This window comes from Arthrobacter alpinus (assembly GCF_001445575.1).
GTDB lineage: Bacteria > Actinomycetota > Actinomycetes > Actinomycetales > Micrococcaceae > Specibacter > Specibacter alpinus_C.
The window spans coordinates 663,134-682,524 of record NZ_CP013200.1 but is presented as its reverse complement, the minus strand read 5'-3'; the positions used below and the strand labels follow the sequence as shown (position 1 = coordinate 682,524).

Annotated in this window: 21 protein-coding genes; 12 read left to right on the top strand and 9 right to left on the bottom strand. The window is 60.5% G+C overall.

Annotated features, from left to right (window positions below):
• Positions 1 to 54 precede the first annotated feature (54 nt).
• From AS189_RS02880 to AS189_RS02860, 5 genes are all read right to left on the bottom strand, one after another.
• Positions 55 to 585 carry a mycothiol transferase gene (locus tag AS189_RS02880; RefSeq protein WP_062292829.1) on the bottom strand — a complete coding sequence of 177 codons (531 nt, stop codon included), beginning with the start codon at positions 583 to 585 and terminating at the stop codon, positions 55 to 57.
• A gap of 158 nt (positions 586 to 743) precedes the next feature.
• A complete protein-coding gene (locus AS189_RS02875; protein WP_062286237.1) occupies positions 744 to 1,379 on the bottom strand; it encodes a LutC/YkgG family protein in 636 nt (211 codons plus the stop codon).
• Positions 1,376 to 2,914, bottom strand: coding sequence for a LutB/LldF family L-lactate oxidation iron-sulfur protein (locus tag AS189_RS02870; protein WP_062286235.1), 1,539 nt, complete (start codon positions 2,912 to 2,914; stop codon positions 1,376 to 1,378). Before AS189_RS02870 ends, AS189_RS02875 begins: the two co-directional genes overlap by 4 nt.
• Positions 2,911 to 3,708 carry a (Fe-S)-binding protein gene (locus tag AS189_RS02865; protein WP_062292827.1) on the bottom strand — a complete coding sequence of 266 codons (798 nt, stop codon included), beginning with the start codon at positions 3,706 to 3,708 and terminating at the stop codon, positions 2,911 to 2,913. The genes AS189_RS02870 and AS189_RS02865 overlap by 4 nt, the downstream gene beginning before the upstream one ends.
• Before the next feature lie 68 nt (positions 3,709 to 3,776).
• On the bottom strand, positions 3,777 to 4,232 hold the full coding sequence (locus tag AS189_RS02860) for an Lrp/AsnC family transcriptional regulator (protein ID WP_193393526.1): 456 nt from the start codon (positions 4,230 to 4,232) through the stop codon (positions 3,777 to 3,779).
• Between the two features lie 125 nt (positions 4,233 to 4,357).
• On the opposite strand from AS189_RS02860, the gene AS189_RS02855 reads away from it, so the two are divergent.
• The gene (locus AS189_RS02855; RefSeq protein WP_062292821.1) at positions 4,358 to 5,095 is read left to right on the top strand and encodes a LysE family translocator; all 738 of its coding nucleotides are present in this window, start codon (positions 4,358 to 4,360) and stop codon (positions 5,093 to 5,095) included.
• 69 nt (positions 5,096 to 5,164) lie between these two features.
• On the opposite strand, the gene AS189_RS02850 is transcribed toward AS189_RS02855, so the two are convergent.
• The 3 genes from AS189_RS02850 to AS189_RS02840 form a co-directional block, all read right to left on the bottom strand.
• On the bottom strand, positions 5,165 to 6,199 hold the full coding sequence (locus tag AS189_RS02850) for an adenosine deaminase (protein WP_062286233.1): 1,035 nt from the start codon (positions 6,197 to 6,199) through the stop codon (positions 5,165 to 5,167).
• A 45-nt stretch (positions 6,200 to 6,244) separates the two neighbouring features.
• A complete protein-coding gene (locus AS189_RS02845) occupies positions 6,245 to 7,360 on the bottom strand; it encodes a type I restriction enzyme HsdR N-terminal domain-containing protein (protein WP_062286231.1) in 1,116 nt (371 codons plus the stop codon).
• A 91-nt stretch (positions 7,361 to 7,451) separates the two neighbouring features.
• On the bottom strand, positions 7,452 to 7,808 hold the full coding sequence (locus tag AS189_RS02840; RefSeq protein WP_062286229.1) for a hypothetical protein: 357 nt from the start codon (positions 7,806 to 7,808) through the stop codon (positions 7,452 to 7,454).
• Positions 7,809 to 8,047: 239 nt separating this feature from the next.
• Here AS189_RS02840 and AS189_RS02835 point away from each other — a divergent pair, with 239 nt between their 5' ends.
• From AS189_RS02835 to AS189_RS02805, 7 genes are all read left to right on the top strand, one after another.
• Positions 8,048 to 9,157: a DUF475 domain-containing protein gene (locus AS189_RS02835; RefSeq protein WP_337589198.1), complete on the top strand. Its 1,110-nt coding sequence runs from the start codon at positions 8,048 to 8,050 to the stop codon at positions 9,155 to 9,157.
• Between the two features lie 48 nt (positions 9,158 to 9,205).
• Entirely contained in the window at positions 9,206 to 9,799 is a 594-nt protein-coding gene (locus AS189_RS02830; protein ID WP_062286225.1) for a TerD family protein, read from the top strand.
• A 69-nt stretch (positions 9,800 to 9,868) separates the two neighbouring features.
• The gene (locus AS189_RS02825; protein WP_062286223.1) at positions 9,869 to 10,450 is read left to right on the top strand and encodes a TerD family protein; all 582 of its coding nucleotides are present in this window, start codon (positions 9,869 to 9,871) and stop codon (positions 10,448 to 10,450) included.
• A gap of 99 nt (positions 10,451 to 10,549) precedes the next feature.
• Positions 10,550 to 11,131: a TerD family protein gene (locus tag AS189_RS02820; protein WP_062286221.1), complete on the top strand. Its 582-nt coding sequence runs from the start codon at positions 10,550 to 10,552 to the stop codon at positions 11,129 to 11,131.
• Between the two features lie 151 nt (positions 11,132 to 11,282).
• Positions 11,283 to 12,476, top strand: a complete 1,194-nt coding sequence (locus tag AS189_RS02815) for a toxic anion resistance protein (RefSeq protein ID WP_062292817.1) — start codon at positions 11,283 to 11,285, stop codon at positions 12,474 to 12,476.
• Positions 12,477 to 12,511: 35 nt separating this feature from the next.
• Entirely contained in the window at positions 12,512 to 13,069 is a 558-nt protein-coding gene (locus AS189_RS02810) for a hypothetical protein (RefSeq protein ID WP_062286219.1), read from the top strand.
• Positions 13,057 to 13,608 (top strand): TerD family protein, encoded by a 552-nt coding sequence (locus AS189_RS02805; protein ID WP_202814114.1) that lies wholly within the window; start codon positions 13,057 to 13,059, stop codon positions 13,606 to 13,608. The genes AS189_RS02810 and AS189_RS02805 overlap by 13 nt, the downstream gene beginning before the upstream one ends.
• Positions 13,609 to 13,736: 128 nt before the next feature.
• On the opposite strand, the gene AS189_RS19780 is transcribed toward AS189_RS02805, so the two are convergent.
• Positions 13,737 to 14,072 (bottom strand): hypothetical protein, encoded by a 336-nt coding sequence (locus AS189_RS19780; protein WP_129587133.1) that lies wholly within the window; start codon positions 14,070 to 14,072, stop codon positions 13,737 to 13,739.
• 225 nt (positions 14,073 to 14,297) lie between these two features.
• Between AS189_RS19780 and AS189_RS02800 the strand changes: the two genes are divergently transcribed.
• From AS189_RS02800 to AS189_RS02785, 4 genes are all read left to right on the top strand, one after another.
• Positions 14,298 to 14,552, top strand: coding sequence for a hypothetical protein (locus tag AS189_RS02800; protein ID WP_129587132.1), 255 nt, complete (start codon positions 14,298 to 14,300; stop codon positions 14,550 to 14,552).
• A 113-nt stretch (positions 14,553 to 14,665) separates the two neighbouring features.
• Positions 14,666 to 15,790, top strand: coding sequence for an HpcH/HpaI aldolase/citrate lyase family protein (locus tag AS189_RS02795; protein ID WP_237759954.1), 1,125 nt, complete (start codon positions 14,666 to 14,668; stop codon positions 15,788 to 15,790).
• A complete protein-coding gene (locus AS189_RS20370) occupies positions 15,787 to 18,552 on the top strand; it encodes a phosphoribosyltransferase domain-containing protein (RefSeq protein WP_062286210.1) in 2,766 nt (921 codons plus the stop codon). The genes AS189_RS02795 and AS189_RS20370 overlap by 4 nt, the downstream gene beginning before the upstream one ends.
• Entirely contained in the window at positions 18,549 to 19,364 is an 816-nt protein-coding gene (locus AS189_RS02785) for an HAD family hydrolase (RefSeq protein WP_062286208.1), read from the top strand. The genes AS189_RS20370 and AS189_RS02785 overlap by 4 nt, the downstream gene beginning before the upstream one ends.
• Positions 19,365 to 19,391: the final 27 nt, after the last annotated feature.

Here is a 19,391-nt window from a genome sequence, read left to right as displayed (position 1 = left end):
GCACCGTTGTTCAAACAACGGTGCGCAGCTCTTGGACTGGCGTACCATTTCGTCCTAACGAAGCGCAGGAGCAAAGTTGCCCTGAGCCAGCAAGCCCTTCACATACGCCGCCTGACCGCCATGTTGCACACAGTCATCGAGAATACTGATGAGCCGAACACCGAGGGTCACCGGTGGATTCCAGCGTTTATCCACGATCCCCTCGAGCTCGGCATCCGCCAAGCCACCCACATAGTCCAGGCTCCGCGCCAGAACCGCCTCGAAGTACTCACGCAGCAGTTCCATGGAATCAACATGAACCGCCGAGACCTGCTCGCTCGAGTGACCGTAACCGGTATCGTCCGGGTTTAGCTCGAAAGCAAAGCGTGCCGCATACCCTCCGCTGCGCCAAAGAGACTGCGTCCCGGCCACATCGGCAATTTGTTCGTCTTGCCCACGCGACAGGTGCCACACAAGCCAGGTGATGGAATTGCCGCTCCCTCCGGGGCGCCAATTAGCCTTCGTCGGCTCCAATCCGTCCAAGACACCGCCAACAATGGTGCCAATCCTGCCAAAAGCGTCAGTCAATAACTCCGAAGGTCTCATGACCGCCATGCTTCCACTGCGAACAGCATCTGTCGAGGACCCTGTCCGCTGGAACCCGCCGGGCGGCCGAGCCACGCAGCGGGGATGGATTTTCAAGGTCGCTTAGCGACCGCGGAAATCTTGCTGCCTGCGAGTGGCTCGGCCGCCCGGCCAGGCTGTTAGGTCAGGATGATGACGTCGAGGGTTCGTGGTCCGTGGACGCCTTCGACGCGTTCGAGTTCGATGTCGCTGGTGGCGCTGGGGCCGCTGATCCAGGTTTGTGGGCGGGTTGCTTCGAGGCGGGCGATGGCTTCGGGGAGTACTTCCACGATGTCTGCTGCTCGGAGGATGCAGATGTGCCGGTCTGGGACAAGGGAGATAATGCGCCGTCCTTGATCGTCGCTGCCGTCGAGCATGATGGTTCCGGTTTCCGAGACCGCGACCGCGGCGGCTGTGACGACGGCGTCGACCGTGTCTAGGTCAGCGGTAGTGAGGCGGTTCCCGGGTGCGTCAACATGCACAGCAAGCGTCCCGGCGTCGTCCTTCAGTCCCGCAAGCCACTCCTGGTCCAGGCCATGCGGAACCACAATCGAGGCACTGCTGGCGAGCAATTCGGCCAGCCTTGCGGCAACGTCGGAGGTGGGTGTGAGGAACACGTTCGCCTTGTAATCCACCAGCCTGTCCACGAGCTGCTCAAGGCGCTGCGCCGCGGTCATGTCCGAGCTGCGGCGGTATTCACGCGGCACCACGGGAGTCTCCGGCGCATCACGCAGGGCCGATTTGATGCGGTTCATGATGTCCTCGCGGGCGCTCATGCCTGCTCCCCTTCGCTGCTGTTTGAGGTACCCGTGCCAGGTACGACGGCGGCACTTGGCTGGTGATCCTTGTCCCACCATTGGCGGAACGACTGGCTGGGCGGGGCCGGGATATCCCTACTTTGCGTCCAGCCGCCAGCGATGCCGGGCAGCCGTTTGATGACTTTGGCGCGCCCGGCAGCGAGCTTGCCTAGGGGTAAGCCCTTTTCCAACAAGCCCAGATGCGAGCCTTTGGAGAATGCCCATTCGGCGCCCTTCATCATCAGATCCATCTGGGTAGGGATCTTGACCTTGGAGCGTTTGGAATCAACGTCCTCACCGCGCAGGTGGACCAGGATTTCCGGGATGTTAATCTTCACCGGGCACGCATCAAAACACGCCCCACACAGGGACGAAGCATACGGCAGAGAGCTGTTTTCCTCGCTCTTAATCCCTGTCATCAACGGGGAAAGAATCGCACCAATCGGCCCAGGGTAGGTGGAACCGTACGCGTGCCCGCCCGTGCGTTCATACACAGGACACACATTCATACACGCCGAGCAGCGAATGCAGTTCAGCGCTGTGCGCCCGTATTCATCAGCTAAGGCGGCCGTGCGGCCGTTATCCAACATGACCAGGTGCACGTTCTGCGGCCCATCACCGGGGGTAACACCGGTCCACAGTGAGGTGTACGGGTTCATCCGCTCCCCCGTGGAAGACCGCGGCAGCAACTGCATGAAGACTTCAAGGTCCTGCCAGGTGGGCAGTAGCTTTTCAATGCCCATGACCGTGATGAGGGTTTCCGGCAGGGTCAGGCACATGCGGCCGTTACCCTCAGACTCCACCACCGTCAATGTCCCCGTATCGGCCAGGCCGAAGTTCGCACCAGAAACGGCCACCTTCGCGGAGAGAAACTTCTTGCGCAAATGCGTGCGCGCAGCCTCAGCCAAACGAGCCGGCTCGTCCGTGAGGTTCGGATCCACCACAGGCATCTCCCGCAGGAAAATCTCGCGGACCTGACTACGGTTCTTATGAATCGCCGGAACCAGAATATGACTGGGTTTATCATGATCCAGCTGCACGATCAGCTCGGCCAGATCCGTTTCAAAGGCCGCGATGCCCTGCTCTTCCAGATACTCATTAAGACCGATTTCCTGGGTAGCCATGGACTTGACCTTGACCACTTCAGTTTCACCGGTCTCACGAATGAGGGCAGTGACAATCTCATTGGCTTCCTGAGCGTCCCGCGCCCAGTGAATAATGCCACCCCGGGCCGTAAAGTTCGCCTCGAACTGATCCAACAGGGCTGGCAGATTCGCCATGGTCGCGTTCTTGATGGCACTGCCAGCGTCACGCATCTGTTCCCAGTCGGGAAGCTCGGCAACAACCTTCAGGCGCTTATCCCGAATGGTGTGGGTGGCATGGCCCAGATTAGCGCGCAGCTGCTCGTTGCCGAGTTCACGGTGTGCGGCCTTCGGGAACGGCTCGGTCGCGTTGAGGTTGCCGTGACCAAAAACAGGCAGCGAAGGCATGCCCAAAAAAGTATTACTGCTCATCGCTTGCTCCCTGCTAATTTAACGTCGCCGGTGACTGTTACGGGGTTTGCAAAGGTGCTCGCCAGAATCTCGGCAAAGTGCAGGGTCCCTACCTCACTACCCTGACGGGAGAGCCCGCCGCCAATGTGCAGCAGGCAACTGGCGTCGCCGCCGGAGCACAGTTCGGCGCCGGTGCCGCAAATGTTCGCAGCCTTATCAGCGTTCATGGCGGAAGAAACATCAGCATTCTTCATCGAGAACGTGCCACCGAAGCCGCAGCACTGATCGGCTTGTGGCAACTCCACCATCTGGATACCACCCACACTCGCCAGCAAATTCAACTGCCTGTCCTCCAACCGCAACAGTCGCATCCCATGGCAACTCGGATGATAAGTAACCTTGTGCGGGAAGTACGAACCCAGCTGTTCAGCCGCGTTCGTGATGCCCAGAACATCTGTCAGCAATTGGGATAGCTCGTAGGTTTTGGCGCCAACTTTGGCGGCCCTAGCCTCAAGTCCCGCATCTCCGCAACGGCGTGCCACCATCTCATGCTGGTGCTTCACGCTGGCTACGCAGGAACCCGAAGGCGCCACTGCGACGTCGTAGTCATCCGTGTCGAAGGCTTCAACATGGTTGGCCACAACGGCGTGGGCTTCCTTAAAGTAGCCGGAGTTGACGTGCATTTGCCCGCAGCAGGCCTGCCCGGCCGGGAACACAACCTCGTGTCCGAGCCGCTCCAGAAGGGAGACGGTGGCCTGTGCCGTGCGCGGGTACATGGCATCAACGATGCAGGTGGCGAAGAGCGCAATTTTCATGATCTCCACTGTAGGGCAAAACACATTCAATGTGGACTGACCACACCCTAACTTGCCCAAAAAACGCGTTATAGTGGCAGGCCTGAGCCTGGTTTCAGGTTCTTCATGACAAGGGTAGAACTGACCCGTTGTACGCCAGGAAGCATCGTGAGCTCGTTGTCGAAGCACTGTTGATAGTCGCTGAGGTCCTTGGCCATGACTTTCAAAATGTAGTCAGGATCGCCAAAAAGTCGCTGAGCCGAGGTGATGCGCGTATTGGCACAGACCTGAGCTTCGAACTCGTCAAGCGTCGACCGGTCAACACGCGCCAAGGTCACGAACACCAACGCCTCAAAGCCCAAGCCGACCGCGGCCGGGTCGATGATGGCCCGGTAACCACTAATGGCCCCCGACGCCTCCAAATCCTTCAGCCGGCGATGGCACGGCGCAACCGTCAGGCCCACCTCGGCGGCCAACGCCGTTGCGCTCATCCGGCCATCATTTTGGAGTGTGCGCAAAATTTCTTTATCAATGGCATCAATCACAGACATATCTTATCGCCAACACCGTATTTAGTGGCAAAAAAGGTAAGCACTTATGTCTTCTTTTTCCCTAAGCTTGCCGTAGACAAGCAGCAATGTTCACCACCAACCCCAGCAGCAGGAGCATCATGGAACCGCAGGCACTCGTAGGCTTCCTCATTGTCGCCATCACCCTGAGCTGCACGCCCGGGCCGGATTGGGCTTTTGCGATCTCTTCCGGCCTAGGAAAACGCAGCTTTATCCCTGCTATTGCGGGGTTGTGTGGCGGCTACGTCCTGCACACCGTCTTGCTTGCGGCCGGAATCGCGGCCCTCATGGCAGCCATGCCGAGCCTGTTGTTGTGGCTGACAATTGCCGGGGCCCTCTACCTTTTGTGGCTCGGATTCATGACCACCAGATCATGGCGACGCGCCGGTTTTGTCACCGTGGGACCCAACGGTGAACTGCCCGTGAACGCCGCTGCGGGAAACGCCATGCCCGCCGATGGCTTGACCCCTGAAGATTCCTCAGTCGGCAAACCCGACTCAGCATGGGGACCGTTCCTGCAAGGTTTTGGCACCAGCAGCATCAACCCCAAAGGGCTGCTGCTGTTCGTTGCCCTCACCCCGCAGTTCATCAGGGCAGACGCTGCGTTTTCGGTGCCTCTTCAGTCTGCAGTTCTGGGGCTGTCCTTCGTCGCCATGACCGCCGTCATCTACTCGCTTGTGGCAGTCGGCGCACGGAAGCTGCTGCGTTCACGTCCAGCAGCGGCCCGCGGGGTGACACTGACCAGCGGCATCATCATGTGTGCACTGGGCACCATCCTGCTTATCGAGCAGGTGGGCCCCGTCACGCAAGTGGCCGGGGATCTGCTCGCCCGAGGCTAACCATTCAATAGCCCTAGGGCCGCGCATTCCGGGCGGCCGGAAGGCTAGAAGCCCGAATAAGGCAGACAGTCAGTCCTGCGCGGCACGCCAAGCAGCAAGTTCATCCAGCAGTATCTGCTTCCGCTCGTCAGAGGCAAAGGAGGAGCGGATGGAGTTGGCGGCCAACTTTTCCACCGTGGCGGCGTCCCATGCAAACTCGGCTACCAGTGCATCAAAGTTGGCGCCCACGTACCCGCCAAAATACGCCGGATCGTCGGAGTTGACGCAGACGTTCAGTCCCGCCGCAATCATCTGCGGCAGCGGGTGGGCGGCCAGGGTGTCCACGGCGCGCAGCCGCACGTTGGACAGCGGGCAGACCGTCAACGGAATCTGCTCAGCCACCAGCCGCTTGACCAGAAATTTATCTTCCACGGCCCTAATGCCATGGTCGATCCGCTCCACACCAAGCAGGTTCAACGCGTCTTCAACGTAGCTGGGCGGGCCCTCTTCGCCGGCGTGGGCTACCAGTCGCAGCCCTGCTTCTGCGGCACGTTTGAACAAGCGGATGAACTTCGACGGCGGATTGCCCACCTCGGCCGAGTCCAGGCCGATTCCGATGATGGGAGCATTCATGGCCAACAACTGATCCAGAACGGAAATCGCCGATTCCTGCGACTCATCGCGCAAGAACGCAGCGATCAATCCGGTCGTGATACCAAAGTCCGCCTCGCTTGAGGCGAGGGCCACGGCAATGCCGTTGACCGCCGTCGAAAGTTCCACTCCGCGAGCAACATGAGCCTGGGGATCAAACATAATCTCGGCATGGCGGACACCGGCTTCCTTTGCACGTGCCAGGTATGCCCGGGTCATGTCCGCAAAATCAGCCTCAGTGATCAACACGGCCATGTCGGCGTAATACAGGTTCAGGAACGACTGCAGATCGGTGAACTCATACTGCTCCCGCAGCGCTTCCAGCGTTGGGAACGGCAGCGTGATGCCATTGCGAGCCGCCAGAGCCAGAATCAATTCAGGCTCGAGCGTGCCCTCAATATGCAAGTGCAGCTCGGCCTTGGGAAGCGCGGTCGCAGCTGCAGGGACAACGTTTTGTGCCAAATGGTGGTTCATGCGCTCAAGTTTACGTGGGGCAAACCGCCCAGCCGAACCCTCGCGTTACGGCTTGAACCGCTTGGCCAAGAGCTTTGGATCCACAATCTCGGTGCGGATCACCTCGCTCAACGCCTGTGCCGTGGTGGCGATGCCGGTCTTGCGGCGCACTTCCTTGCGTAGCTCATCCAACATGGCGTCGGAGAGGATCACATCCAGCAGCGCTCCCGGTTCGGTGGCCGCACGATGCCGCCACAATTCATCAATCCGCCGGCGCTTCAGCGCCTCCTTATGCAGCAGGAACATCAGCTCGGTCTTCTCAGCAATTGTGGCCGGCCCCAATAGATCTACCTCAAACACCATGTCCACCACCACGGGCAGCCCACCGGTCAGATGGTACGCCTGCCACACGGCACCGTTGGTCAGAACCATCCATTCCACGCCCTCATTCACCGCGTACATCAGCACCTGGCGAAGGTGGCGCTCATTGAGTTTCTGGCTGATCCGCTTGACCTCGATGAAGGCCACCAGCTGCTTGTCGATCCGAACCCCGTAGTCAGCAAAGTCCTGCTTCACCATGTATTCGGTGGTGAGGTCCTTGAACTTGTCATAGTCCAAGCCCTCACAGAGCATGTCGGTCACCACCATGCGCGTGTCGCCTTCGTTGGCATCACGAGCCCGCAGCGCCTCCAATGGCTTGAGGTACCGCTTGATGGCCTCGTGAACCTGATCAATCGCCGTGAGCTCCCACTTGGGGACTCGGGACGCTGGTGCCACTTTAGGCAGTGTTTGATGGGCTGCCGGCTGACTCGCGGCTGCCGGGGCGGACGCAACCGGCTCTGGAGCGGCGGGTTGTTCGCTCACCTCAGCGGGTACTTCTACAAGTACGACGGCGGCCTGCGCCGGTTCGCTGCCTTCCGGGCGCAGCAGCTCCTCTGGCAGGTGAAGGTACGGGTCTGTGACACCAAAAGCGGCCTGTTTGAGCATCCAGCTGATGGCTGGCTCCCACATGTCAACAATGGCTGCGCCTGCTCCTTCAATGGCGACAACCCTTGTGTGGGCAATGACTTCCAGATGGCTGGCATCGGGTACTTGGCGTCCGGCCTGAGCCATCTCCGCCGCCCATCGGAGCAAAACGTTGAGCCTGATCTGGCCCTTGGCATCCAAGGAAATCTCGTTCATGTTCTCGGGGTCCTCCGCGTTATGGTTGCTGCACAATAGTTGTGGGATTGCTGTTGTTGCTGTGTGACTTTTTTACGAACAGGGCGCCCTATCAGCGTTCCCACGGACTCTTCTGGTTGACGTACGTTTGCGGGCCAGCCGGGTTCCACGCCCCAGGAACAGTGGAGGGGGCAATGGGCGCCTGAACGGTGCTGACGGCCGCACCATTGCGTGTCTTTGCCACTCCGCGAGTTCGGGCCGATGCGTGGCCCACCATGGCGAAAGACCAGGCCACGGCGCCAATGCCAAATGCAAGCACCAGCCACCATCCCGGGCCAACGCTGAAGGAAATATTCGGGATGGCTTGGGCCAGATCAACAGCGCCCACAACGGCCAAGACGGAAATGACCAGCACGGCACCAATGGCGGCGCCCCGGACGCCCACGCTCAGCGCAGGACGCCAACCCACACTCCACCACACACCCAATGTCAGTGGTACCAGGCAATATGTTTGTCACTAGTTTCGGTGACAAACGGGAACCTTTTGGAAAGGCCAACCATTAGGAATATGTAGCGTGAATGGAGATAATTGAGTTTGAACAATCCGGGCCCGCGCCGTGAGGCTTCGTGGGACCGAATCCAGATCGACTAAATCCTGGTTCTGTTGCAGTTCTTGGGATCTCTTGAGGAGCTTGTCAGCACGTGTTCATGAAAACTTTCGGATGGTCTTTCGCGATCACCGCAGTGGCACTTGTGGTCGCCTTCCTCTACGGCGGCATCGAAGCGCTCATCCTCTGTGCCATCCTCGGCGTTCTGGAAATCAGCCTCAGCTTTGACAATGCCGTGGTCAACGCGCGCATCTTGGAAAAGATGAGCGCGTTCTGGCAAAAAATGTTCTTGACGGTCGGTATTCTGATCGCCGTAGTGGGTATGCGCGTTGCCTTCCCGTTGTTGATTGTGGGCGTCACCGCCAACCTCAACCCTGTCCAAGCCATTCAGCTGGCATTGGAAAAGGGTGACATCCACACAGAAGGTAGCTACGCCTACCTGCTGCACGACGCCCACCCGCAAATCGCAGCCTTTGGCGGCGTTTTCCTGCTGATGCTCTTCCTTGACTTCATGTTCGAAGAACGCGAAATTCACTGGCTCAAGTGGCTCGAAAAACCGCTTGCTTTCATTGGTCGTCTACACGGCGCCGCCATGGTTATTGCCCTGCTCATCCTGGTGGCCTCCGCCGCCATGGTCCGCCCCGGCAAGGAAATCGACGTTCTGATCGCTGGCATCTTGGGCATGGTCACCTACATGCTTGTAAACGGCCTGGGTGAGCTGTTCGACGTCGACGGCGACGGTGATTTCGACGCTGAAGATATCGACGCCGAGGCGACAAAAATTGCCAAGAAGTCCAATAAGGGCGTCGGTAAGGCCGTGGGCAAGGCCGCTTTCATGCTGTTCCTGTATCTGGAAGTGATTGACGCGTCGTTCTCGTTCGACGGCGTCATTGGCGCCTTCGCCATCACCTCCGACCCCATCATCATCGCCCTTGGCCTCGGCCTGATCGGCGCCATCTTCGTCCGCTCATTGACGGTTTTCCTAGTTCGCGAAGGAACCCTCGATGACTTCGAATACCTCGACCATGGTGCACACTGGGCCATTGGCGCGCTCTCCATTATCCTGCTCTTGACCATCAGCATCGAGGTCAATGAGGTCATTACAGGAATTATCGGCGTCGTCTTCATTGGCGCCGCGTTCCTGTCATCCATTGTTCGAAACAAGCGTGCCGCGGCAGCTGAACTCAAGGTCGGCCAGCTCACCAGCTAGCATCAAACCCCAGCTTTTCCACACCTAATTAACAAGGAGCTAAACGTTATGGGACTTAGTTTGCAAAAGGGCCAGGCCCTTTCACTGAAGAAGAACGACGGCGGAGCCCTCACCCGCGTGCGGATGGGTCTCGGTTGGGACTCTGCAGCACCGGTCAAGCGTGGCCTATTTGGTGGACTAAAGAAGGCTGCTGACGTTGACTTGGACGCCTCGGCCATCTTCTTCGACGGCTCCGGCAAGGCCCTTGACACGGTGTTCTTCAACCAACTCAAGAGCAAAGACGGCTCCACCCAGCACACCGGTGACAACCTGACCGGCGAAGGCGACGGGGACGACGAAACCATCCTGGTTGACCTGTCCAAGGTTTCCCCAGCAGTAGCCCAGATCGTGTTTGTTATCAGCAGCTACAGCCGCCAGACCTTTGACCTGGTGGAGAACGCATTTTGCCGCCTCGTTGACGATTCAACGGCTGGCGCCCCCGAAGTTGCGCGTTTCCAGCTGACAGATTCAGGCACCCACACCGCCATGATCATGGCCAAGGTTTCTCGCGAAGGCGACGGCTGGAAGTTTACTGCCATCGGCGAGCGAGCCAACGGGCGCACCGCGATGGACCTGATCCAACCGGCAGCAAACTCACTGTAGGGTTTCGCCAAAGGCTATTTCGTTTTAGTTTGTAAGTGACACTTTAGTTATTAAGGGAGTTCAGTTCTCATGGCATCTTTGACACTTTCCAAGGGAAGCAACCTTTCCCTAACCAAGGCAGATCCCGGGCTGCAAATGGCCATGGTTGGTCTGGGCTGGGACCCCCGCACCACCAGCGGTCACCAGTTCGACTTGGACGCATCAGCACTGCTGGTCACTGCCAGCGGCAAGGTGCGCAATAACGATGACTTCATCTTCTACAACCAGCTCGAGTCCAAGGACGGATCGGTTGTTCACCAGGGCGATAACCGCACGGGCGAAGGCGACGGCGACGATGAGCAAATCCTCATCAACCTCAGCACCGTCTCGGCCGACATTGAGCGCGTTGTCATTGTTGTCTCGATTGACCAGGCAGAAGCCCGCAGCCAGAACTTTGGTCAGGTTCGCGATGCCTACTGCCGCGTCATCAACCAAGAAAACGATCACGAAATTGTTCGGTACGACCTCTCCGAGGACGCCGCATCGGAAACCACCATGGTTTTTGCTGAGATTTACCGCAACGGCGCAGAGTGGAAGTTCCGCGCCGTCGGCCAGGGCTACGCCAGTGGCTTGCACGGCATCGCCACTGACTACGGCATTGTTCTGGACTAGTTCCACCGTGGTGCGTGGACATTTTTCGCGCACCACACCCCATCGCTTTGATAGCATCCGGCAACCTGCCGATAATTCACAACGTAAGGACGCGATTTCATGGCTGGACTTTCGCTTGCCAAGGGCAACAACCTTTCTTTGACCAAGACCGACCCGGGCCTGCAGCAGGCACTCATTGGGTTGGGTTGGGATCCCCGCACCACCACGGGTGAGGCCTTTGACCTAGATGCGTCGGCGCTTTTGGTCGCAGCATCCGGGAAGGTCCGTTCCGGCGATGACTTCATTTTCTACAACCAGCCTGCTGCCAAAGACGGCTCAGTGACGCACCTCGGTGACAACCGCACCGGAGACGGTGGAGGAGATGACGAGCAGATCCTCATCGACCTGACCAAGGTTGCCGCCGATGTTGAGCGCATTGTCATTGTGGTCTCCATCGACCAGGCTGAAGCCCGAGGCCAGAACTTCGGTCAGGTTCGCGGCGCCTACTGCCGCGTAGTCAACCAAGGTAACGAGCAGGAAATTGTCCGCTTTGACCTGAGCGAAGATGCCGCCCCCGAGACGTCCATGCTGTTCTCGGAGATCTACCGCAACGGCAGCGAATGGAAGTTCAAGGCCGTAGGTCAGGGCTACGCCAGCGGCCTGGCCGGCATCGCCACCGACTTCGGCGTGCCGCTGGGCTAGTCCCCACTCGCCGGCCTGATAAATCGCTGACGCGATTTGTCAGGTACCTGGCGAGCGTGGGCCCAACGAGCCGGTATTGCCGCGTGGGCCCTCTTCAGCCACACTTCTGCACTTCAGCAACCTCCAACAACTTGGAAAATTGGATCTCACCATGACTTCACCTTTGACCCCGCCCACAGCAGCCGAAACTGCCCTCGTCCTGAAGGCCCCCGACGCCCCGGAAATTGTTGTGGCGGAAGAAGCCCCCGGCATGGTTCCCGTTCCCGCGGAACGCCAAGTAGAGATCAGCCGTCAGGCCGCAGAGTTCATTGCAGAAATCGCCACGGTGGATGCTCGCAGCCCCGAATTCACATCCAAGGTGGATGGCATTTCAAAGCTGGGCGGCGATGAAATGTCAAACTCCTCCGATGCTTCCAGCCGCATGTTGGAGCGTTCTTCCACCTCGGTTGCCGGTTCCAAGAAGAGCGGCAACGGCCCGCAGGCCCAGGTTGCCGGGACGTTGAACGATCTGCGCAGCACCGTCGAATCCTTGACGCCCAACAACGCCGATCTAGGTGTCGGCCGCAAGATCTTGGGCTTCATCCCCGGCGGCAACAAGATGGCCAAGTACTTCCAGAAGTATGAATCAGCCCAGACCCAGCTCGATGCCATCATCAAGTCACTGATGGCCGGTCAGGATGAACTCCTCAAGGACAACGCCAGCCTGGCCGGCGAAAAGGTCAAGATGTGGGAAACCATGCAGAGCCTGAGCGAGTACGCCGTCTTTGCCAAGGCCCTGGACGCGGCGTGCGTTGAGAAGATCGACGCTACCCGCGCCTCAGGTCAGATCGAGCAGGCGCAGAAGCTGGAAGCTGACGTGCTGTTCCCGATCCGCCAGCGCCACCAAGACATCTTGACGCAGCTGGCTGTTTCGGTGCAGGGCTACCTGGCCATGGACCTGGTCCGCAAGAACAACCTTGAACTGATCAAGGGTGTTGACCGGGCCCGCACCACCACCATTTCGGCGCTGCGCACGGCCGTGATTGTGGCCCAGGCGCTGGCCAACCAGAAGATGGTGCTGGACCAGATCGATGCCATCAATACCACCACGAACAACATGATTCTCAAGACCAGTGAGATGCTCAAGGATCAGACCGTGCGCATTCACCAGCAGGCGGCCAGTTCCGGCGTCAGCGTGGAGACCTTGCAGAAGGCCTTCGATAACGTCTTTGAAACCATGGACGCCATTGACACGTTCCGCGCATCAGCCGCCAAGAACATGGAAGGCACCGTGCATGCGCTCGAGGACGGGCTGGCTAAGGCTAAGCCGTACCTGGAGCGTTCACGCCAGTCGGAACGCGAGTAGGCTAAAACGTACGACGACGAAGCAAGGGTAAAGCGATGATTGGCCGTTTTGTGGGGGGCAGGTTTGGCGGAGGCCACACGCCCCAAGTACCTGCCCAGCCGGCAGTTGACCCGGTAGCCGCGGAGATCGCCCAAATGGGCGCCTCCGTGGATAGCTTGCGCGCCGCAGTGCGCCGTTCGGGCAGCAGGCTGCCCCCTTTGCTCACTTCACAGCTACGCCATTTGGGTGATCTCATGCGCGAAGCCGTGACTGACATTGGCATCAGGGGATGCTCCACGGAGCAGCGAGTGCTGCTCAACGCCATGATCTGCAGTTACGTTCCCACACCGCTGCAGGCGTATCTGTCGCTACCTCCGGCACACCATGACGAGGAATCCTCGGCAACCTTCATGTTCGCCGAACAACTGGCCACACTGCAGGAGACCTTGGCCGATTTGCTGAACCAGATCCGTATTGGCGCTGTGGAAGAACTGTCCACGCACGGGCGCTTTTTGGCGGATAAGTTCTCCGCTCAGGACGCTGCCCTGCAACTTCAACAACCAGCATCAGAGAGGGACCCATTGCGTCTGGAGGGCCAATCTTGGCAACATTAGTGGCAGGGGCCAATGCGGCCCTGACGGCTGAAAATCCGGGTCTGGACCAGGTCCTTGTGGCCATGGGATGGGACACCATTCCCAGCCATGGCCCCCAGGCCGAGCTGGTCCCCTTCGCCATCATGTGCGATTCCGATGGCAAGGCAGTCTCCAACGACCACCTGGTGTTTTTCAACCAGCTTGTCAGCGCCGATACCTCGGTGACATTTGTGGGCTCCGCCGATCAGGAACAGATTGATGTCGATCTCAGCAGGATCCCTGCGGACATTTCCAAGATCATCTTTCTGGCCTATGTTGACCCCGAATTTCGTGGCCAGGGTACCTTCGGTGCCGTCCGCAACGCCCACATCCGGGTAGCCACGGCCGAGAACCGGGAACTGGTCCGCTTTGACCTGGCAGTCACCCAGCTGGATTCGGTAACGGCCATGATTTTCGGTGAGTTGTACCGGCACCGCGACGACTGGAAGTTCCGCGCACTGGGTCAGGGCTATAACACCGGCCTGGCCGGCGTGGCCAAGGACTACGGAATCAGCCTGTAGGGCCACCTCGTGAATAATCCTTCAACTCCCCGCACCGACTTGCCGTTTCTACGTCGCCGGATCAAACCGGGTACGGCCCAGCCCACCGCCTCTTCCGTTCAGGCCTCGGCGCAAGCTCCCGCCACGAGTCAGGCGGCAGCATCCGCTGGCCCGTCGCTATCTCTGCGACAGCCAGCGTCAGCCAGCCCGTCGTTATCGCTGCGCCCGCCAGCCTCAGCACCCGCCAGCCAACCAGCCGGCCCGTCGTTGTCTCTGCGCCAGCCGACGTCAGCCGCGCAACCGGTATCCAGTGCTGCAAGCCCGAGTACGCGAACGCAGCGGCCCTCCGGGCTGACGCTGGGAGGTGCGGCTCCGGCGTCGTCCACGAGTCCTCGGGCCAAGAAACTGGCGGCCCAGCGGGAAAAAGCCAAACATGAGGACCACGAGGTCCGGTTGCTGTTCCCAGCTCCTGGAATCCGTGACATTTACGAGCTGAACCTTGTGGACCGTGTGCTCAGATTGTCACCGTTGGAGTCCTCGGTGGGCACCTTGGTTGTGGGCGGCAGCACGGCTGTGGCATGGGAGGATGTGCGCCGAGTCACCGGCGGGCAAACCGTTGATGGCCACAAGGCAGGGACCCCCGTCATGACGAAAGGGAACCGCGAGTTGGTGGTTACCACGGCCGCGATGCCTTGGTTTCGCTGCGACATGTGCGCGAACTGCGTCGCGCCGTTTTCATCAACCGCAGCAGCTCGGCTATGGGTGTGCGGCTGTTCTCCGGCGAATCCGTGGCACTGCCGCCGGCCGCCGACGGCACCCAGATGGTGCTGTTGCTGCACAGGATCGGCAATGTGCTGGAAATGCGGGCCGAGCCGGTGCCACACGACTGGTCTGATCTGCAGATTTGGCAGGAGTTCGACTTTTCCATGACGCACAGCGCACCCACCTCTTCCTACGGCCGCTAGGATACATACCTAAAGGGCCATACTTTTTCGTCAGTAGCACCTTGAAAGGGCCAATGCGACATTTCCGCTCCTTGACCACGTCCCAAGTATCTACACTTTTTCACCGCCTTCCTGTGGAATTGACGCCCGAAAGCTCTCCTGCCTTGCAGGCCGTTGCCCTCGGCGGAACCTTGTACACGCCCGCTAACCGGCCAGATCTAGTCAAGGACGTTTTGCGCCAGCGCGATCTGGGTTGCGTGTCCATGGTGCTGTGTTTGGAAGATTCCATCCCCGATGCGGATGTGGTCGGCGCCGAGGAAAACGTGGTTGCCACCCTGACGGTGCTTGCCGAACGCGACGACGACTTGCCGCTGCTGTTCGTTCGGGTTAGAACGCCGGAACAAATGCTCTGGGTGGCGCGCCGTGCAGGCGCTGCAACAGGGGTGCTGACCGGCTTTGTGATCCCTAAGTTTGACAACGAATCCGGTGTGGCTGCGGCTTTCCTTGAAGCGCTGCACACCATTCAGACGGAGCTTGGCCTGGACGGCAGCCAATCAACTCACACACGCAGGCTGCGCATCATGCCCATCTTGGAGTCGCCGGCCGTAATCCACGTCGAGACTCGGGCCGCCGCGCTGACCAACATTTACACGCTGCTCGCAGCCAACCGCGAGGACATTCTCTCGGTCCGAATTGGTGCCACGGACATGTCCAGCGCCTTCGGCTTGCGCCGCTCACGCGATCTGACCATCTATGACGTCAACGTGGTGGCCAGCGTCATTGGCGACATTGTGAACGTGCTGGGCCGGCCCGACGGCGGTTTCGTCATCTCCGGCCCCGTCTGGGAGCATTACGCCAACACAGAACGAGTCTTGCGCCCGCAACTGCGCGTCACCCCCTTTGTGGGTCCGCATGAAATTGAGCTGCGGCAACGCATCATGACGGCAAATCTGGACACCCTCATCCGGGAAATCGAGCTTGATCTGGCGAACGGTCTGCTCGGCAAGACCGTTATCCACCCCACCCACGTGGCCCTGGTCCATGCCATGAGCGTTGTCAGCCATGAAGAGTATCTGGATGCCCTGGCCATTGCCGGTAACACCAAGGGCGGTGCAGCGGCATCTCCCTACGGCAACAAAATGAACGAGATGAAACCGCACCAGGCCTGGGCACAACGCACCCTTCTGCGCGCCGACGCCTTTGGTGTGGCCGCCGCCAACATCAGTTTCGTGGAGCTACTAGAAGCGAGCATGGCGTGAGTGAGACGGGCGCGGGCATTTGGAGCGGTGGCTTTGTTGCCGATCAGCTCAACGTTGCCATCCACAGCGATCCCGCCAGTGCCGTGGACATCGAAGATTTGGTGGGCCTGGCCCTGCGCCGGAACCCCAAGCGGGCCCACCTGCTGGTCTCCCGGGTCTTGGCTAAACACGTGCCCACCGAACCGGATTTGGTCATCGCAGCAGGCGAGCTGCTGGGTGCGTTTGTTGCGGACCGTTTGTCCGCCCTGAAGCACGACGCCGGGCCCCTCCCCACGCGCAGCACTGACCCTTCCGCTGTCCCTTCAGCTGTGCACCCTGGCGGTTCCACGCGGCGTGCCGACGCTGTAGCTTTGGCAGCTTCGCGTCTCACCGCAGCCCTGCGGGGAAAGCCCGGACAGCGGCAGCTGGCGCTGGTCTCCCTCGTCGCCGCGGTGGCACCATTGCGCACGGAGGTGCCGGACGCCGTCGTCATTGGCTATGCCGAAACGGCCACCGGTTTAGGGCGGTTGGTGGCCAATGCTTTGGGCGCTTATTACATCCATTCGACGAGGCATGCCACCCCCACGGTGGAGTCGGTGGCCGGGTTTGAAGAGGGGCATTCACACGCCACCTCGCACGCCATGGTCCCCACGGATCCTCAGTGGTTAACGAGGAGCGGGCCGGTGGTTCTGGTCGATGACGAGTTCAGCACCGGTTCCACTGTCATCAACACCATTCGCGAGCTGCACGCCCTGACGCCGCATGAGATTTACGTGGTGGCCGCGCTGATTGACCTACGCAGCGCCGCGGATAGGGCGCGCTTTGATGCGCTGGCCGAGGAGTTGGGCTGCCAGATCCAAGTGACAGCGTTGGGCACGGGCTGGATTGAGCTTCCCGAGGATGTGCTGCGCCGCGGCCAGGAATTGGTGAACCGCGCCCCTGAGCCAGTGCCCGCAGCGGAAGCTGCTGGGCGGGTGTCCATCCTTGACCTCTCTGACAGACTCACTAGTGACGCCGTCACCCCTGTGCGCAGCGACCGTTTTGGCAACGTCGCCGCGCCACTGCCAGCCACCATTGCGATCATTGCGGAGCAGCTGGCCGCACATTTGCACCAGACCGGCTGCCGCGGACCGTTGGTGGTGCTGGGCTGTGAGGAAAACATGTTCCTGCCGCTAGCTGTGTCGCAAGCCCTCAACAGCCTGCGCCCAGATGACGATGTGCGTTTTTCCACCACCACCCGCTCGCCCATCGTTCCCATCGACCGGGCCGATTACGCCATCGCCGGCGCCCTAAAATTTGCCAGCCACGATCTCACCAATGACGGCCCCGGTCCCCGCTTCGCCTACAACCTCACCGGTTCGGGACAACGGCCTTCAACCATTGTGGCTTTCCCGGAGCCGGGCACTGACTCCAAGGAACTGCTGCACAGCTCCGTTCCCCCGCTACCCCCGCTTACAGTGGCACTGGCGGCGGCAAGCGAGGACGTCGTGGTGGTTTTGCTGCCCGTCGATTCCCCCACAGCCGCATCTCCCCAGCAGAGCGCCCCAATCCAGAGCGCTCCACATCAGACGGCCACCAGCCCCACACTCCCGCGCCAAAAAAGAGGATGCTCCATGAGCCTGACCGCCTTGCCTACACCCCTGACCGGCCCGGATTTTGGATCCTACGCAGCCGATGAGGTCACCTGGCTGCTGAAGGACTTGAGCCATCTGCAGCTGGAAGCCCCTACTGCGGAGCGGGAGCGGGCCATCCAGTCCGGTGCCGCGAACTACGCCGAATCACTGCCGGTAGAGTACTCGCCCAGCCCCGAATACCAGGAACTGTACCAAGTGGCCGTTGAGCGCGCGGGCGAGCGAATTGCCACGGCCGTAGGCGTCGTGACGGAGCTGGCACTGTCCGCCCGAAACAACGCGCCGGTGCTCGTTTCACTGGCCCGCGCCGGCACCCCCATTGGCATCCTCATGCGGCGCTGGGCCCAGGAGATTCACGGCCTGGACCTGCCGCATTTCACCATGAGCATTGTGCGCGGCGTTGGCCTAGACCCAACGGCGCTGCGGTATTTGGCCGCCAACTTTGATCCGGAGCGGATCCTTTTTGTGGATGGCTGGACGGGTAAGGGCGCCATTTCCCGAGAGCTCACGGCCGCCTTGGATGACTTCGCCGCAAGTTCCGGCGTCCGCTTCCCCGACGATCTTGCCGTGCTGGCAGATCCCGGGCATTGCGTGTCCATGTTCGGCACCCGCGAAGACTATTTAATCCCGTCTGCCTGCTTGAATTCCACGGTTTCAGGACTGGTCTCACGCACCGTGTACAACGTGGAGCATATTGGTCCGCACGAATTCCATGGCGCCAAGTTCTATGCCGAATTGGCTTCCAGTGATGTCTCCAATGACTTCCTGGACGCCATTGGCAGGCACTTCAAGCGCGTCCGGCCGGAGGTGCTGGCGCTGGCAGCCGAGCACCAGGCGGCTGCACCGGAACCGAGCTGGATTGGCTGGCAGGCCGTGGAGCGGATCAGCTCCGAGTACGGCATCAACAACGTCAACTTGGTCAAGCCGGGGGTGGGCGAAACCACCCGCGTACTGCTGCGGCGAGTGCCATGGAAGGTGCTGGTCAATCCAGAGGCCATGGCCGACGTCGCCCATGTCCTGTTGCTGGCGGAACAGCGCGGAACCCCTGTGGAGGAAGTACCGGGTCTACCCTACAGCTGCGTCGGGCTCATCCACCCCCAGTTCGACAAGAGCGCCGTGGGCGCCGATGGAAAGGCCGTGCCCAACGCATGAGCACCCCCCACGTTGTTGCCTGCGACCTTGACCGCACGCTGATCTACTCCAAAAACTCGCTCTGGCTCAGCGGGGAGGACAAGGATGCGCCCGCCATGGTGGTGGCGGAGGTTTATGAGGGCGCCCCGCTGTCCTTCATGACTCGCGCGGCCGAAGAGTTGCTGCTTTCCGTGAAGGCGGCGGCCACTTTTGTCCCGGCCACCACGCGCACCCAAGCTCAATACGAGCGCGTTGCGCTACCCGGACCGCTACCCGAATATGCCATCACCTCCAACGGCGGGGTGCTGCTGCATCACGGTGTGCCAGACGCCGCGTGGAATGCGCAGCTCACGGACCACATGGCGGCCGACTGCGCACCGTTGGAAGTGATTGAGGCGCACCTGTCCAAGCCGGAGTTTGCGCCGTGGATCCTGCGCCTGCGCCGCGCCGAGGACCTTTTTGCCTACGCCATCATTGACCGCGATGCCATGCCCGAGTCCTTCCTGGCGGAGCTTGTTGAACTGTGTGCCACGGCTGGCTGGAGTGTTTCGGTGCAGGGCCGCAAGCTCTACTGCGTTCCGAACCCCATCAACAAGGCGGCGGCATTGGCGGAAGTGGCACGCCGAACGGGCACCGAGCACGTGATTGCCGCGGGCGATTCGCTACTGGATCAGGGCATGTTGGACTTTGCCCACCTCGCGTTCCGTCCCATTCACGGAGAATTGCACGACGCCGGACACCTGGCTCCCCATCTGCGCCTCACCTCGGTGCGCGGGGTCCTTGCGGGTGAGGAAATCCTGCGCGAGATCCTGGCCGAAGTGGCGCCCGCGTAGCCACTTCTCCGCCCGCCCTTCTCACCC